This is a genomic window from Sphingomonas sp. S6, from assembly GCF_043498045.1.
GTDB lineage: Bacteria > Pseudomonadota > Alphaproteobacteria > Sphingomonadales > Sphingomonadaceae > Sphingomonas.
Genome location: NZ_JBIEOE010000001.1, coordinates 666961 through 683828 on the forward strand (window position 1 = coordinate 666961; position 16868 = coordinate 683828).

The following is a 16868-nucleotide window of genomic DNA, read 5'->3' on the forward strand; positions in this document are numbered from 1 at the left end:
CATGCACCACCCGCACCATGATGCCGTCGCCCAGCTGATGCGGCGCGTCGCGGCCGAGATCGTCCTGCCGCGCTTCCGCAACCTAGCCGCCGACGAAGTGGAGGAAAAGGCGGCGGACGACATGGTGACGATCGCCGACCGGCTGAGCGAGGAAGCGCTCACCGCCGGCCTCGTCGCGATCGACACATCGGCGCGGGTTATCGGCGAAGAAGCGGTGGCGGCGGATGCGACGTTGCTCGACGGAATCGACCGCGGCCGGGTGTGGATCGTCGACCCGATCGACGGCACCAACAATTACGCCAGCGGCAAGACGCCGTTCGGCATCATGATCGCGCTCGCCGAGGAGGGCGAGGTGCTGGCGGGCTGGATCCTCGATCCCGTCGCAGACCGGCTGTGCCACACGGTCGCAGGCGGCGGCGCGTTCATCGACGATGTCGCGGTGACCACACGCACCCGCACGGACGCACGACCCGTGTTGGGCGTACCGACCTATTTCCTCGACGGTACGGAGCAGGCCGACCTGGCGGCACGGGCGGGTGAGGATTGGACGCTCCACCCGATGCCGCGCTGCGCAGCGGAGCAATATCCGCGGCTCGTGCTGGGGGTGGACGATGCGGCCATCTTCCAGCGCTCGCTGCCCTGGGATCATGCTGCCGGCGCGCTGTTCCTCACCGAAGCGGGCGGTGTGGTGCGTCAGCTCAATGGCAGCCCTTATCGTATCGGCTATCCCCGCGACGTGATGATCGCGGCTGCGAGTGACAAGATGTGGGAGCGAGCGATACGTGTGACGGCGGTCGAGGCCTGAGCGCCGCCGCCCGTCACCCAAAGCAAAACGGGCGGAGGTTTCCCCCCGCCCGCTTCGACCTTACGCCAGCTCGCCCTCGAGCCAGGCCTTCAGCCGTCCCTTGGGCTCGGCACCAACCTTGGTCGCCGCGGGGGCGCCGCCCTTGAACAGGATCATCGTCGGGATGCCGCGCACGCCGTAACGGCCCGGCGCATCGGGATTGTCGTCGATATTGAGCTTGGCGATCGTCACCTTCTCGCCCAGCTCTTCCGACAGCTCTTCGAGGCTCGGCCCGATCATCTTGCAAGGGCCGCACCATTCGGCCCAGAAGTCGACGAGCACGGGGCCATCGGCCTTGAGGACGTCGGCATCGAAGCTGGCGTCGGTGATCTGTTTGGTAGCCATGGGTATCTCCTTTGCTGTCCATCTAGGATGGCGTGCCGCCCGGCTCAACCGTCCGGCCCCTAGCTTTGCTCCGGAATGCGAAAGCGCGGCTTGTGCGTGGCGAGCGTGTCCGCGGGCAGTTCGAACAGACGTGGCCCGCCGGTGTAGAGCAATGCCGCTGCGATCGTGCGATCGGGGAAGATCACGCGCAGCGCCGCGACGTAGGCCGCCATCTGATCGAAGTGGTAGGGCGGGATATCGTCGAGGGTATCCGGCACCCGGCGCCCGGTCTTGAAATCGACAAGGCGAATCGCGTCCGGCGCGATCAGCAGCCGGTCGACGGTGCCCGACACGACCATGCCGTTGGCGAGCGTCGCCGCGATAGGCGCCTCGGCAAGGCTGTCGGGGCCGAACAGCGGCGCATAAGCGGAATCCTCGATCACGGCGAGCACGCCCGCGACGATCCGCTGCCGCTCGCCAGGGTCCGCGACGCCGCCCGCGGTCGCGAGCCAGCGATCCGCGCAGCTGGCGCGATGCTGCGGCTCGACCGGCGGCAGGCGTTCGAACAACGCGTGGAACAGCCGCCCGCGTTCCGCGGCGGCGCGCATCGCCGGGCCGGGCGGAGGGTCGCTCACCTCATCCTCGCCGAGTGCCGACGGGGTGAGCGGGCGCGACGGGCGGCTTTCGGGCGGCGCGGGCACATGCGCCCAATCGGGCAGCACCACCCGTTCGGGCTGGCGTGCCAGCGCGCCGCCGCGCGGCTTGACCGGCGGCTGGGGATCGGAGCCTATGAACACCCGTGGCCCATCGTCCGGCACGCCCAGCTCAGTCAGCGCGCGTGCCGCCGCGGCATACCAGCTCGCGACCGGCGGCTCGCCCTGCGCGCGCGGCCCCAGCGCGCCGCCGATCACCAGCCGTTCCTCGGCGCGCGTCGCGGCGACGTAGAACAGGCGCCAATGCTCCTCCAGCTCGCGGCGCTCCACCTCGCCGATCGCCACATCCAGCGGCCCGCCACGCTCACCCGACCGCGGCCGAAAGATCGGGATCGGCTGCGCCCCCGGCTCCGGCACCCAGCGCACCAGCGCGCGCGGGGCGGCGGTGGGATCGACGGTCGCGTCTGCCAGGATCACCAGCGGCGCCTGCAAGCCCTTCGCGCCATGCGCGGTCATCACCCGCACGGCGTCGAGCGGCGCCGACGGATCGCGCACGATCTCGACATCGCCGCAATCGAACCAGTCGAGGAAGCGTTGCAGCGACGGCGTCGACGTCGTCTCGAACGCCAGCGCGGCGTTGAGCAGTTCCTCGATCGGATCGCGCGCCTCCGCCCCCAACCGGCGCAGCAGCTTGCGCCGCCCGTCCAGCGGCCCCGACAGGATCTCCTCGAGGAACTGGTAGGGCGTCGCGATGTCGGCGCGCGACAGCATCGCGCGCAGCGGCGCCAATCGCTCCTCCGACAGCGTCTGCGTCAGGTGCCGCCACAGGCTGCCATGCTCTCGCGGCGCAGCGTGCATCAATTCGTCCTGCGTCCAGCCGATCAGCGGCGACACGAGCAGCGCGGCGAGCGACAGATCGTCCTCCGGCTGCAGGACGAAGCGTACGGCGGCGAGCAGATCCTGCACCGCCAGCGGCGCGTTCAGCCGCAACCGGTCGACGCCCGCGACCGGCACGCCTTCGGCATACAGGCGCGCGACGATCAGCGAGGCGAGGTCGCCACGCCGCTTGACGAGGATCATCACGTCCTCGGGCCGCAGAGCACGCCCCTTGCTCTCCAGCATCAGGCCGCCTTTCAGCCAGTCGCGCACCGCGCGCGCGATCCGCACCGCCTGTTCGCGTACGGCATCGTCGATCCACGCTTCCTCGTCCGTCTCGCTACCGCCCGCGATCACCGGCGGCCATAGCTCGACCGTACCGGGGCCGGGCACCTCGCTCGCATGCGCCTGCATCGCGTCGATCGCGCCGAGGCCGGGCTCGCCCGCGGCCGCGACGGCGGCATCGACGAACTCGAGGATCGGCCGCGTCGATCGGAACGAATGCGTCAGCGACAGGCGCTGGAACGGCAGGCCGCGTTCCTCCTCGGGCCAGTCGTCGGCGCCCTCCACCTCCGCTGCGCGGCCGGCGAAATGGCCCTCCGCCCAGCGGAAGTTGATCGGGTCCGTGCCCTGAAAGCCGAAGATCGCCTGCTTGAAATCGCCGACTGTGAAGAGCGTGCGGGTCGACGGCGCATGCACGCCGCGCCCGACGAAAAACTCTCCTGCCAGCGCAGTGACGATCCGCCACTGGTTGAGGTTGGTATCCTGCGCCTCGTCGATCAGCACATGCTCGGTGCCCTGGTCGAGCTTGTACCGCACCCATTCGCCGATGCCCGGCTGTTCGAGCAGCCGCACCGTCACGCCGATCAAATCGTCGAAATCGACCGCCCCCGTCCGCCGCTTCGCCGCGGCATAGGCGCGCGCATAGTCGCGTCCCACCTCCAGCGCTTCGGCAAGCAAATCGGCGTACGCCGCGCGCGCGGTAAGCGACAGCAGGTCAAGGCAATGCTGCCCCAGCGCCGCCGCCAGCTCGGCATAATCGGGCTCGGCATCGACCAGTTTCTTGGATGCCTTGCGCGGTTCGTTCTTCCCCGTCAGCACCACGCCTGCAAGGTCGCCGAGCGTCGCGGCCCGCTCCGCCGGTGCCGCCGCGAGCCAGCGGTTGAGCGTTTCGGCATGCCCCACGCCCGTCGCTGCGCCCCAGGCGGTGTTCGCCGCTGCGAGCCGCTCGACCAGATCGGTGTCGATACAGTCACAGCCCTCGGCCAGCGCCTCGCCGATATCCCCCTGCGGCAGGTCGAGCGCGCGCCGGAGCCACGGCCCGATCCCACTCGGCAGCGCCTCCAGCGCATGCAGCGAGCGCGCGCAGGCGAGCAGGAAGCTCTCCGCCCCGCCCTCGCCCAGCCGCAGCGACAGCGCCCCGATCGTCTCGATCGGCCGTTCGCGGCCCTCGCGCTCGGCATCGGTCAGCAGGGCGGCGAGCGTCTCGCGCGCCAGCACCGCCTCCTCGCGCGCCTCCAGCGGGCGGAAGCCAGGGGTCAGCCCCGCCTCGACCGGAAACGCCGCGAGCAGGCTCTGGCAGAAGCCATGGATCGTCTGGATGCGCAGGCCGCCGCCCGGCGCGTCGAGCACGCCCGCAAACAGCGTCCGGGCCCGCGCCTGCAACTCCGGCGTACCCTTCTCGCCCAGCGCTTCCAGGTCGGCATACAGCTGCGGCGCCGGCATCCGCACCCAAGCGGCGAGCCGGTTGTTGATCCGCTGTGCCATCTCCGCCGCGCCCGCCTTGGTGAAGGTGAGGCACAGGATCGCCGACGGATCGGTGCCGCGCAGCAACAGGCGGAACACGCGCGCGGCCAACACCTGCGTCTTGCCCGTGCCGGCCGACGCCGACAGCCAGACGTGCGCGTGCGGATCGCTCGCCGCCGCCTGTGCGCCCTTCAGTCGCGGCAGGGTCGCCAGTTCAGTCCCGGCCATACCATTCGTCCCGGCGCATCAGTTGGTCATATTCGGCATAAGGTGCGTATTCGGGCACCAGCTTGGCGGTGAACGGCGCGTCCCCGGTCAGCCATTTGCCGGCCGCATCGACGAAGTTGCTGACCGCGATCGTCGTGAATTCGGTCGTGACGATCTTGTCCCGCTTGCCCTCGGCGTCCACCGGCGTCTCGATATAGCCGAACTGATCCTTCTTCTTGCCGAGCGACCAATATTCGAAGCCGCCGGCCTTGCCCTTCACCTCCTGAAATCCGCCCCGCTCCGCGATCGCGCCGAGCAGCCCGAGTTGCAGGCTATACCCCGCGCGCACCGCCGCGGCGGACGGCGGCTTACCGGTCTTATAGTCGACGATGGCAAGCGTGCCGTCCGCCAGCCGGTCGACGCGGTCGTAGCGGCCCGACAGCGTGACGCCCGCGATCGTCACATTGCCCTTCCCCTCCGCGGAGGCAACCGTGCGTCCTTCACCGTCCTGCGCCGTCACGGTGTCGGCGATCCAGCGCACCGCCTCCATCAACCGCGGCCGCCACAGCGCGCGCATCATCGGATGCGTGCGCTCGTCCTCCAGCATCGCGGTAGCGCGCGCGACGAGCGCGTCCGGCGCGCACGCGTCCTGCTTCCACCATTGCTCCAGGATGTCGTGGACGGCGGTGCCGCGCCACGCCGCGCTGGGATCGGCATCGACCGGGTCCAGCGGCATCAGCCCCAGCACCCGGCGCGCGTAAAAGGCATAAGGGTCGGCCTTCAGCCGGTCGATCTCGGTGACGGAGATCGCCTTCGGCCGGAGCGCCGGTCCCGGCATCGGCTCCGGTCGGACGACAGGGCGATGCTCACCGGGATCGTCCAACGCGAGCGCCCAGCCCTCCAGATCATGCGCCCGCGTGAACCGGTCTCCCGCCATGGCCTGCAACCGCAGCCACAGCCGCGACGCGAGCGCCGGCGACGCCGCATCGCGCCGCGCCCGCGTCACCAGCGCGCGTGGCGCGCCCAGCGCATGGCCAAAATCGTGCGCCGCGACACCGACGCTCCGCTCCAGCCCGGCAAGACCCAGCGCTCCCCGGATACGCGGCGCCAGCCACGGATCGGGCGCCGGTCGCCCGGGCCACACGCCTTCGTTCAACCCGCCCAGCACCATCAAGTCGGCGGTCTGCAACCGTGCCTCGATCGGGCCATAGATAGCGATGCGCGGATGGCCGACGCCCGACCCCGGCCGCACCGCCACCTCGTCGAGAAGCCCGCGCAGCAGCGGCGGGAAACCATCGGGCGCGACGCGTGGCGGCCCGACCGCCGCCTCCGCCTCCAGCGCATCGAGGAACTCCGCCGCAGCGCGTCCCGCCGGCCCCGACCACAGATTGTCCCCGCACAACGCCTGCGCTGTCTCGCGCAGCACCGCCAGCAGTGCCGACAGCGGCTGCGCGCCCTGGTCGAACACCAGTTCGATCGGTTTCAGCACGCCGACCGGCTCGGCGAACCACGCCGCCGCCCGATCCCGCCGGTTGGCCAGCAGATGCCCCATGATCCCGTCGAGCCCCGCCGCCGGCCTCGGGCCCCGCAACGCGCGATCGAGCGTACGCGTCCCGTCCAGCCATGCGCCCCGCAGAGCGCGATCATTGGGGTCTACCTTGACCAGCGGATGCTTGAGCAGCGCCAGCAGCGCCAGCGGCGCGAACCGCTGCGCCGCCGCCTCGGCCAGCGCGAGCAGCAGCGTTCCCGGCGGCAGGATCGACAGTGGCCGGCCCGCCGTGTCGTTCGCCTCGATCTGCCACCGCCGCAAATGCGCGCTGACCCGGCGAGCGAGCGCGCGATCCGGCGTCACCAGCGCAGCGGTCTTGCCCGGTTCCTCGATCGCACCGCGCAGCGCCAGCGCGATCGCCTGCGCCTCTTCCGCCGGCGTTGCGAGTTCCACGGCGGCGACCCCGGTCAGGCGCCGGTCCTCCGCCTTCAGATCGGTCCATTTGCCGGTAAAGGCGGCGGGCGCCAAGGCGTTGGCGATCGCGCGCCCGCGCAACGCCCCCGCGTCCGGCCCGGCGCTGCCCGGCCAATGCGCTACTTCGCCGCGGCCGACGCCCATGCGGTCGAGGATCAGCTTAAGATGGAATTGCGGATGCGTCTCGATCGACCGGCGGACGCGCCCCGTCACCGGGTCGGGCGCATGCGGCCCCAAAGCATCCCACTCGGCCTCGGGCATCTGAAGGTCGAGTCCGGCGAATACCGTCAGCCCCTGCGGTGCCTCCGCGACACAGCGCAGCAACCGCGCGACCGCGGGCGCCGGATCGGTCACGCCCGCCGCACAGACGAAGCCCGTCGGCGGCCGCGTCCGCCAGCGCGTCACCAGCCGGTCGAGCAGCATCCTTCGCCGCGTCGCCGCGTCGATACGGCCGGCCCTCGCCAGCTCGCCCGGCCAGCATTCCAGCACGATCCGGAACGTCGACAGCGCTCGCTGCCAATGATCGGTCAGCTCGGGCGCTAGGTCGAGATCGCGCAAACGCTCGGGCTCGACCTCCTCGACCAGCAACTGGTCGAGCGTATGGCATAGCTCGCCCGCCAGCCGCACCGCCTCCGCGGCGTCGACGGGCACACCCGCCGCGGCACGCTCCTCGAACACCAGCCGCGCCAGGATCATCCGGCGCTGCATCGGCGCGATCGCCGGCGGCGGTGGATCGGCATCGTCCACCGGGTCGAGCGCCGCGCCCACCGCTTCCCCCAGGTCGGGACTGCCGAGGGTCACCAGCCGCGGCAGCAGCAGCCCGTTGCCGCTCGCGCGAACGAACGCCGCCGACACCGCACGCGCCGCGCGATTGTTGGGCAGCAGGATCAGGCCGCGGGCCAGCGCCATCGCGTCGCCGCCGGTCCGCTTCATCAGCCCCGCGACCAGCGTGTCGGCGAACGCGCGGTGCGCCGGAATGGTGAAGAGTTGCGGGCGCTTGTTATGCTCGACGGTTCCGGCCCGCTCCCCCTCCCGGCCACCCATCAGGATACCGTGTGGGTGGCCGGGAGGGGGAGCGGGCTGGCACTGCCATCAAGACGCGCCTCAGCCATTGGCGATGATCGCCTCCGTCTTAGGGATCGCGGCGGGGGTGCCGACGTCGAACCACAGGCCCTGGTGGACCTGCGCATAGGCCCGGCCCTGTTCGATCGCACGGCTCCAGAACAGGTTGGTCGAGAACGGCCCCTCCGGCCAGTCGCGGATCAGGCGCGGGTGCAGGATCTGGATGCCGGTGTATACGAACGGCGCGGTCGCCCCCGCCTTGCGCCGCCCGACGATACGGCCGTCGGCCGCAACCCGGAAATCGCCCTGCCCCTTGTGATTGTGAGCGCGCGCATAGGGCACGACCAGCAGCAGCGCGTCCATCTTGGTATCGTCCCAGCGATGGCTCAGCAGCTTGATCGCGTCGACCGGCCCATCGATCCACAGATTGTCGCTGTTGACGACCAGGATCGGATCGGCGCCCAACTGGTCGCGCGCCTGCACCAGCCCGCCACCCGTCTCCATCAGCTGTGCGCGCTCGTCGCTGATCGCCACCTCGATCCCGTCGAACCGGTTGGTGACGTGCGCCTGCAACGTATCGGCCAGGTAATGGACATTGACCACCGCCTTCGCCACGCCCGCGTCGATCAGCCGGTCGAAGACGTGATCGATCAGCGGCTTGCCCGCCACCTCGACCAGCGGCTTGGGCCGCGTCGCCGTCAGCGGGCGCATGCGCTTGCCGATACCGGCCGCCATCACCATCGCGGTGTGCGGCACCGCGCCGCCGGGATCCGGGCGGAGCGAACGCTGACGGGTCATGCGGACAGCACCTTCGGATCGCCGCGCAATTCGGGCGGCACGTTCTCGTCGAACCAGCGCGCGACCGGCGCCAGCGCCGGCTGCGACAGGTCCCGCTCCAGATAGCTCCACACGCGCGGGCACAGCGCGGCGTAGCGCGGCTTGCCGTCGCGGCGCCACAGCCGGGTGAAGATGCCGATGATCTTCGCGTTCCGCTGCGCGCCCAGCACGTGATAGGCGTCCATGAAACCGTCGCCCACGCCCGTCGCCGCGCGATAGCGATCCAGCATCGCGCGCTCGACCTCGGGATCCACGTCGCGCCGCGCATCCTGCAACAGCGATACGAGATCATAAGCCGGGTGACCCGCCAGCGCGTCCTGAAAGTCGAGCAGGCCGAGCGCCTGAGCCGATCCGACCAGCATCAGATTTTCGGCATGATAATCGCGCAGCACCGTTACGGGCGCATCGGTCAGCGCATGATCGAACACCGCATCCCAGGCGGCATGATAGCCCGCGACGTCGACATCCAGCCCGACCGCCGGACCATACCATTCGGGCAGCAGCGCCGCCTCCCGATGCAGCACCGCATGGTCGTATGGCGCGATCTCTGCCGGGGCATGCCCGCGCAGCGCGACGAGCAGGTCGATCGCCGCCTCGTACAGCGGCAATGCCGCCGCAGCGTCGGCGTCCGCCGCCTCGCGCAGCCGCGCGTCGCCGAAATCCTCGAGCAGGACGAGGCCCTGGTCGAGGTCCGCAGCATGAATCGCAGGCGCCGCAAAGCCGCGTTCGCGTAGCCATTGCGCGATCGCGATAAAGGGGCGCGGATCCTCGTGCGGCGGCGGCGCATCCATCAGGATTGCGCTGCGATTCGCTTGGGTTACGCGGAAATACCGGCGGAACGACGCATCCCCCGCCACCGGGCTGATCGTACCCGACCAGCCATGGATCGCGAGGAAGGCGGGCGCACCGGCGGGCGGGGTCATATCGGCCATCGCGGCTTCCATGACGCCGGGACGTCGGCTGTCAAGATTCGTCCGCCGTCCGGTGCCGGCGCCAGGGTTAACCGCAATGCATGCGGCCAGTATCCCGGCGCCCGCTCCGGCCATTCGACCAGCAGCACTGCGTCCGACAGTGCCTCGTCGAGACCCAGTTCCTCGAGTTCGTCCGGGTCCTCGATGCGATACAGGTCGACGTGCAGCACCGGCAGCCGCACCTCGGGCGGATCATAGGGCTGGACGATCGCGAAGCTGGGACTGGGCGCCTCGCCCGGCAGTCCGAGCGCGGCGAGCAACCCGCGCGCGATGCTCGTCTTGCCCATGCCAAGGTCGCCGTTGAGCGCGATGACGTCACCGGGCTGGACGACGGCGGCAAGGCTCGCCCCGAACGCTTCGGTCGCGATAGCGTCGGCGAGAAAGATCGACGTCACCACCCCCCCTCCGTCACCCCGGACTTGGTCCGGGGTCCACTTTGCGGCGAGGGGGACGGCATGAGGCTCAAGCTGCGCCCATGCGGACGATTGGACCCCGGAACGAGTCCGGGGTGACGGCGCATATGGGGCGTCCACACGCGCATCATCACCGCCGCGGCAGCTCGACCGTCACCAGCGTCCCCTCGCCCGGCTGCGACACCAGGTCGATCCGCCCGCCGTGCGCCTCCACGAACTGCTTCGCCAGCGGCAGGCCGAGCCCCAGCGCGCGTTCGCCGGTCGGCTGCATACCGGGCTCGCCGAACCGGTCGAATGCCTTGGCAACGCTCTCCGCATCCATGCCGAAGCCATCGTCCGATACGACGATCCGCGCCCCCGTCGCGCTGCCATCGGCGTGGAGCAGAATCCGCCCGCCCTCGGGCGTCGCCGCGACGGCATGGCGCAACAGGTGCTCGATCACTTCCTTCAGCCGCTTGGGATCGCCCGTCACCCGCCCTGCCGAGCGCGCGACCTCGACCGCGAAGTCCAGCTTTCGCCGCTTGGCTGCGGGCATGATCGTATCCGCCGCCGCCCGCGCGACCACCGCCAGATCGACGTCGACCCGTTCGATCTCGGCATCGTCGCCCCCCTGCGTCAGGTCGAGCACGTCATCAATCAGCAGCCCCAGCCGCTCGACCGATTGCAGGATCGCCTCGACATAGGTGTCCGCGTCCTTGCTGAGCTTCCCCGCATAGCCGCCATGCAGCATCTCGGCGAACCCGCTGATCGAGGTCAGCGGCGTACGCAATTCGTAGCTCATATTGGCGACGAACTGCGTCTTCACCCGGTCCGCCGCCTCCAGCGCATTGGCGCGCTCGCGCAACGCCTGTTCGGCACGCCGGCTGTCGGTGATGTCGAGCATGGTGAGCAGCGCATTGCCGTCGGGCAGCGGCACCGCGGCGAATTCGAAATGCCGCCCGTCGGCGAAGGCAACGCGGCCGCCGCGCTGCTGGCGCTCGACCGTCGCCGATCGCACCAGTTCGGGGATTAGCGCCGCGCGATTGGGCGTCGCCAGCTTGGGCGCCGCAGTCTCGGCAAAGGTATCGACGCGCGGATGACCGGCGAGGAATTCCTCCTCGAACCCCCAGACCGCGCGCATCCGGTTGTTCCACAATTGCAGCTTGCCGTCGCCGGCGAACACCGCCAGCGCCTCGAACAGATTGTCGAACGTCGCGGTCCGCACCCGCAGCAACGTGTCGCGCGCGGAGGCGAGCTGCACCTGTTCGGTCCGATCCTCGAAAATCACCAACAAACCACCATCGGGCAGCGGCTGCGCGACCACCCGCAGATGCGTACCCCCCGGCAGATGCCAATTTTCCTCCGCCGCATCCTCGCCCGGCACGAACCAGGCGCGCCGCTCCGCTTTCCACGATGGGAAGTCGCGCACCTCGGGCAAGCGGTTCGCCTCGCGCATGCGTTCCAGCACGCGATCGAATTCGGGCCGGTCGGACAGCCATTCGGTCCTCATCGCGAACATGCGGCGGAACGGCTGGTTGCAGAAGACGAGACCGCGGTCCGCGCCGAATTGCGCAACGCCCGCGGACAGGCGGTCGAGCATCGCGCGCTGCGCCTCGGCGAAGCGCTTGGCGCCGGCACGCGACTGCTCCAAATCCTCGACATCGACCGCGAAGCTCGCGACACCGCCCGTCGGCAGCGGCACGTCATGCACTTCCAGGCTGCGGCGTTCGCCATCGATCGTCGCAGGCAGGATTTCACGCTGCGGCTTGCCGCTGATCCGCGCCGCCTGCGCGCCCGCGCGCGGACCGCCGCGGCCGGAGCCCTCGACCAGTTCCAGTTCGCGCGCGATCACATCGGCAGCATCGGCGCCTTCGACGGCGCGGACATAAGCGCTGTTGACCATGGCAAGCCGCAAGTCCGACCCGCGATACCACATCGGCAGCGGCGCCGCCTCGATCAGGCCGGACAGCGCGTCGAACGCGGTCGACAAGTCGTCGACCTCGGTCTGCAACCGCCCGATCTCGCTCTCGCTGTCGGTCGCGTCCATCGTCCACAGCACGACCGCGCCCGTGGCACCCAGTTCGCCCGGTGCGCGGCTGCCCCGCACGGTGATCGCACGCCCCGATCCTTGCGGGTGCAGCGCACGGACGAACGCTCGCCCGGATCGCTGCGCCGCCTTTACCTCATTCGCCAGCGCCGTCGCCTCGTCGGCGGGCAGACCCGCGCCATCGGCCGACAGATCCTGCAGAAAGCGAGGTGCGACGGCCAGACCGAGCCAATCGACCAGCCGCGGCGGCATTTCGACCCGGCCATCCGCCCGCACCAGCATCGCAAGCGCAGGCGATACGCTACGCAGCGCCTCGGCCTCGCGGACGCGTGCGCTAGCATCGTCGGCCTCGGCCGCCAGCCGCCGGCCGACGAACAGTGCGTAGCCCGCACCGCCGACGAGCAGCGCGAGCACTGCGCCGCACACGACCGCCGTCATCACCGAAAGCTGGATCAACGCTCACCCCTCATCACGCCGCTCCAGCGGGCGTGGCCTCCGACGTGTAGAACGGAAAACGGGGCAGCGGCAATGTCATTGATCCGCCGCGCGATCCCATCGGGACCGCGCGGCGCGTATCACACCTTTTCGGGGATCGTATTCTCGTCGGCGATGCCCGCCTGGAACGAGGCGGAGGCGTCCTCGCCGTCCGGCGCATGCGCCTTGCGACCGGCGTCCTTGTCCTTCGGGGTGCTGCCCCGCAGCGTCAGCAACGCAGCCGCCGCGGCGGCGCCCACGGCCGCAACACCGGCACCGACTGCGGCGACGCCCCATTTACCACTCAGCAGATCGCCGCTTTTTCCCGTGGCCTTCGTCGCCGGCTTCTTGGACGCCGGGCGCGGCGCCGCGCGCTTGCTCGACCGCGGCTTCACCGCCTTGGCGGCCGATGCGACGGCGCCTTCCGCCTTGGTCACCGCCGTGCGAGCGCGACGCGTCGTCTTGGTGGCCGCATCGCTGATCGCCGTCTCGACCTTCTCGACGGTCGATGGCGCCGCAGCCTTACGCGGCGCGCGTGGCTTAGTCGTGCCGGTCTTCGCGGCGGTGGAACGGGTCGTGCTCGCCTTGCGCGGCGCACGACGGCGCGGCGTGGCGGCGGGGGTGTCGGTCTTGGGCGTGTCGGTGTCGTCGGCCACGATACGGCTCCCTGATTGATTCGGAGGCGTAACGCACGTGCGGCGGATCGTTTCCCGGCCCGCCGCTCGTAGACGTCATTTCAATGGCTTAGCGGAAGGGCGGCTCGTCGAACGCGCGCAGCTTCCGGCTGTGCAGGCGATCCCCCTCCAGCCGCAACTGCTCGCATGCCTCGATACCGATCCGCATATGCTCGCTGATCGCCCGCTCGTAGAAGCGATTGGCCTGCCCCGGCAGCTTCAACTCGCCATGCAGCGGCTTGTCGGACACGCACAGCAGCGTCCCGTACGGCACGCGGAAGCGATAGCCCTGCGCCGCGATCGTCGCCGACTCCATGTCGATGCCGACGGCGCGGCTGAGCGAGAAGCGCAGCGCCGACGCCGAATAGCGCAATTCCCAGTTGCGATCGTCGGTGGTCACGATCGTGCCCGTCCGCAGACGCCGCTTCAATTCCTCGCCCGACTGGCCGGAAATGATCTCCGACGCCTTGGCCAGCGCCTGCTGCACTTCGGCGATCGCCGGCACCGGAATTTCGGGCGGCAGCACGTCGTCGAGCACATGGTCGTCGCGCAGATAGGCGTGCGCCAGCACATAGTCGCCGATCCGCTGGCTGGGGCGCAGGCCGCCGCAATGGCCGATCATCAGCCACGCTTCGGGCCGCATCACGGCGAGGTGATCGCAGATCGTCTTCGCGTTCGACGGCCCGACGCCGATGTTCACCAGCGTAATGCCGGTGCGGTCGTCCGCCATCAGGTGATAGGCCGGCATCTGATGCCGCCGCCACGCGCTGTCGTTGACCAGCTTGTCGACGTCGCCGGGCTTGTCGATCACGATATTGCCGGCACCCGACAAAGCCGTGAAGCGCGATCCCTCCCCCAGCTGCGACGCACCCCAGCGAACGAATTCATCGACATAGCGGTGATAGTTCGTGAACAGCACGAAGCGCTGCGTATGCTCGGACGGCGTCCCCATATAATGACGCAGGCGCGCCAGGCTGAAATCGGTGCGCAGCGCGTCGAACAGCGCCAGCGGCCGGCTGCCCCCTTCGGCGATCCACAGGCCATCGGCGATCTCGTCGCCGATATGCGCCAGCTCGGTCGCGGGGAAATGCCGCGCCAGCTCGGTCGCGGACACGGTGTCGAGGCTCAGCGCATGACCCGGATCGAGCACATAGGGGAACGGAATTTCCTGCCGCCCCGGCACCGCCTCGACCTCGACGTCATAATCCTCGATCAGCAAAGTCAGCTGTTCGGTCAGATAATCCGCAAACAGCGCGGGCTTGGTGACGCTGATCGTATAGTCGCCCGGCGACACCAGCCGCCCGAACGATCGCAGCGGCGCCGGCCGGTCGCCGGTCGCGGCGTAGCGCAGGCGGATGACGGGATAGGCGAACGAGCCGTCGAGGCGGCTCTGCGGCGACGGCGGCGTGCCGTCGGTCAGATAGGTATTGAGGGCCGCTTGCAGGCGGTCGACGGAGGCGCGGTAGAGGCGGTCGAGTTCGGAAACGATCTGAGAGGCTTTGGTCATCACCGATCGCTACGCAAAGCCCGTGACGGTGGCAAGTCAGGGCGGGGCTGCGATGGGCGCCACGTCGCCGCCATGCCCCTCCCCATCGACGGCCTCAGCGCATCTGCGCGGTTATCTTGGCGATCTCGCGCGCGACCATCGTCTCGACCATCTCGGGCAGATGCGTGTCGAGCCAGCTGCGCAGCATCGGGCGCAGCATCTCGCGGACCAGCCCCTCCAGCGTGCCGTCGCTGTCCGGCTCGGGCTTGACCAGCAGCTTGCTCAGCGTTTCGAGCGACCCCAGGCTCGCCGCGGCGGCGCGCTGGGACAAAATGGGTTCGTCCGACATTGCAGGCTCAACGGGTGCGGGCCGCGGAGGTTGCGCGGGTTGCGGCGCAGGCTCGGGCTCCGGTGCATAATGGTGGGGCGCGGGTTGCGCGACAGGCTGGGGCGCGGGCTGCGGCGGCGCGACGGGCTGGGGCGCCGGCTGGGCGACCGGCTGCGGTGCAGCGACCCGCGCCATCTCGCGCTCGACGCGCGGCTGTTCGACCCGCGCCGGCTCCATCCGCGAATGCGGCATCGGATCGCTCAGCTCCAGCACCTCTTCGGGTTCCGGCTCGATCGGCTGCGGTGCGGCACGCGCCCGGCGGGCACGCGCCTGCGTGCCCTCGCCTTCTTCGGCGATGATCCGTTTGATCGACGAAAGGATCTCTTCCATCGACGGTTCGGCGCTCATGTCCCCCATTGCCCTCTTGTGTCCCTGCCCCGAGTTCTTACCGCCGTCACTGGCGGTTCGGCGAGGACGCACCTGTGGTTAACGCCGGGCTTCTGTCAACCGGCGTATCGAGCATCGGGTCGAAGTTCCGCGCGACGGTGGCGGTCTGTGCCGGCGTCTGCGCCGTCGAGGTGGCGACCGGCTCCGGCTCGCCGTCGCCCGCGAAGTCGTTGATCCGGTTGCGCACGCGCTTGTAGTTGAGCACCGGATCGTAAAGCGCGCCGCCCTCCAGCCCCAGATCGCGTGCCTCGGCATGGCCCATCGCCGCCAGCAGCGCGAAGCCTGCGACATAGGCATCACGCCGCGCGCTCACCAGCGTCACCTGGCTGTTGAGCAATTCCTGCTCGGCATTGAGGATTTCGAGCACGGTGCGCGTGCCGACGCTGTTCTCGGCGCGCACGCCCTCCAGGCTCAGTTTGTTGGCGTTGACCGCTGTCTCGGACGAGGCGATCACCTGCTGCGAGGATTGCCAGACGGCATAAGCAGACCGCGCCTGCGCGATCACATTGCGCTCGGTCGCGGTTACCGCCTCGAGAGCCTGGCTGCGCTGCGCCTCCGCCTGCCGCACCTGTGCGGCGGGACGACCGCCCTGGAAGATCGGCAGCGAGAACTGCAGCCCGGCGGTTGCGGCGGTGCCGGAATTGGGCACGCCCTGCGCCACGGATGCCGGCGGCAGCGATCCCAGATAGGTGAAATAGGTCCCGCCCGTCACCGCCGACAGCTTGGGTAGCCGGTTCGCGCGCGCGACGTTGATGTCATAGCGCGTCGCATCGGCCTGACGCCGCGCGGCGATCAGATTCGGGTTGAGGTTCAGGGCCTCGCTCACCGCCTCATTGGGCGATGCGGGCAGCTTGGGCAGCGCCGGCGGCTGCTCCAGCGCGACGGGCGGGGTACCCACCACCGCGACATAATTCTCGCGGCTAGAGATCAGCTGCGCCTCGGCCTGCTGCAATTGCGCGCGGGCGAGCGCCAGCCGCGCCTCGGACTGGGCGACGTCGGTGCGGGTCAGGTCGCCGACCTGGAAGCGATCCTTGCTCGCCTGCAGGTTCACCTCCAGCACGCGCACATTCTGCTGATTGAGCGAGGTGATCGCCTCGTCGCGGATGACGTTCATGTACGCCGCAACGACGTTGGTGAAGGTCGACGCCTCCACGCCACGCAGCGTCGCCCGCCCCGCATCGACGCGTGTTTCGGCCGCGCGCACCGCATTCTTCACCGCGCCGCCCTGAAACAACGGTACGGACAGGTTGAGCGCACCGTTGCCGCTGCGCTCGGGATTGAGGAAGTTGTTGTTCGCCTGCAGGATGTTGTCCGTGACGGAGCCGGTTGCGGCGACACCCGGCAGCCCGCTCGCCCGCGCGATCGGCACCGTCTCATCCGTCGCACGCTGTGCCGCGCGCTGCCCGGTCAACGTGGGGTTCGACGCATAGGCCTTGGCGAGCGCATCGCGCAGTGTCTCTGCCTCCGCCGGCATTGCCGACATCGCCAGTCCGACCAGCGCCACGCTCCCCAGCAGCAATCCTCGCATCATCCCCCC

The 16868-nt window shown here is 69.8% G+C and carries 12 protein-coding genes; 1 reads left to right on the forward strand and 11 read right to left on the reverse strand.

Annotated features, from left to right (window positions below):
* Position 1 precedes the first annotated feature (1 nt).
* Complete coding sequence (locus ACGVWT_RS03020) at positions 2–805, forward strand: inositol monophosphatase family protein (RefSeq protein ID WP_315461114.1); 804 nt, start codon at positions 2–4, stop codon at positions 803–805.
* A 60-nt stretch (positions 806–865) separates the two neighbouring features.
* On the opposite strand, the gene trxA is transcribed toward ACGVWT_RS03020, so the two are convergent.
* The 11 genes from trxA to ACGVWT_RS03075 all read right to left on the reverse strand — a co-directional run bounded on the left by trxA (position 866) and on the right by ACGVWT_RS03075 (position 16862).
* On the reverse strand, positions 866–1189 hold the full coding sequence (gene trxA / locus ACGVWT_RS03025) for a thioredoxin TrxA (RefSeq protein WP_017978679.1): 324 nt from the start codon (positions 1187–1189) through the stop codon (positions 866–868).
* A gap of 59 nt (positions 1190–1248) precedes the next feature.
* Positions 1249–4671, reverse strand: coding sequence for a double-strand break repair helicase AddA (addA, locus tag ACGVWT_RS03030; protein WP_315461113.1), 3423 nt, complete (start codon positions 4669–4671; stop codon positions 1249–1251).
* Positions 4658–7657 (reverse strand): double-strand break repair protein AddB, encoded by a 3000-nt coding sequence (gene addB, locus ACGVWT_RS03035; protein WP_315461112.1) that lies wholly within the window; start codon positions 7655–7657, stop codon positions 4658–4660. Before addB ends, addA begins: the two co-directional genes overlap by 14 nt.
* 60 nt (positions 7658–7717) lie before the next feature.
* A complete protein-coding gene (locus ACGVWT_RS03040) occupies positions 7718–8473 on the reverse strand; it encodes a nucleotidyltransferase family protein (RefSeq protein WP_315461111.1) in 756 nt (251 codons plus the stop codon).
* A complete protein-coding gene (locus ACGVWT_RS03045; protein WP_315461391.1) occupies positions 8470–9435 on the reverse strand; it encodes a phosphotransferase in 966 nt (321 codons plus the stop codon). The genes ACGVWT_RS03040 and ACGVWT_RS03045 overlap by 4 nt, the downstream gene beginning before the upstream one ends.
* The gene (tsaE, locus tag ACGVWT_RS03050; protein ID WP_315461110.1) at positions 9432–9881 is read right to left on the reverse strand and encodes a tRNA (adenosine(37)-N6)-threonylcarbamoyltransferase complex ATPase subunit type 1 TsaE; all 450 of its coding nucleotides are present in this window, start codon (positions 9879–9881) and stop codon (positions 9432–9434) included. Before tsaE ends, ACGVWT_RS03045 begins: the two co-directional genes overlap by 4 nt.
* A gap of 145 nt (positions 9882–10026) precedes the next feature.
* Positions 10027–12378: a PAS domain-containing sensor histidine kinase gene (locus ACGVWT_RS03055; protein WP_315461109.1), complete on the reverse strand. Its 2352-nt coding sequence runs from the start codon at positions 12376–12378 to the stop codon at positions 10027–10029.
* Positions 12379–12497: 119 nt separating this feature from the next.
* Positions 12498–13052 (reverse strand): hypothetical protein, encoded by a 555-nt coding sequence (locus ACGVWT_RS03060; RefSeq protein ID WP_315461108.1) that lies wholly within the window; start codon positions 13050–13052, stop codon positions 12498–12500.
* Between the two features lie 88 nt (positions 13053–13140).
* The gene (locus ACGVWT_RS03065) at positions 13141–14577 is read right to left on the reverse strand and encodes an AMP nucleosidase (RefSeq protein WP_116461047.1); all 1437 of its coding nucleotides are present in this window, start codon (positions 14575–14577) and stop codon (positions 13141–13143) included.
* Positions 14578–14671: 94 nt separating this feature from the next.
* Positions 14672–15292 carry a DUF2497 domain-containing protein gene (locus tag ACGVWT_RS03070; protein WP_315461107.1) on the reverse strand — a complete coding sequence of 207 codons (621 nt, stop codon included), beginning with the start codon at positions 15290–15292 and terminating at the stop codon, positions 14672–14674.
* Between the two features lie 46 nt (positions 15293–15338).
* Complete coding sequence (locus ACGVWT_RS03075; protein ID WP_315461106.1) at positions 15339–16862, reverse strand: TolC family outer membrane protein; 1524 nt, start codon at positions 16860–16862, stop codon at positions 15339–15341.
* Positions 16863–16868: the final 6 nt, after the last annotated feature.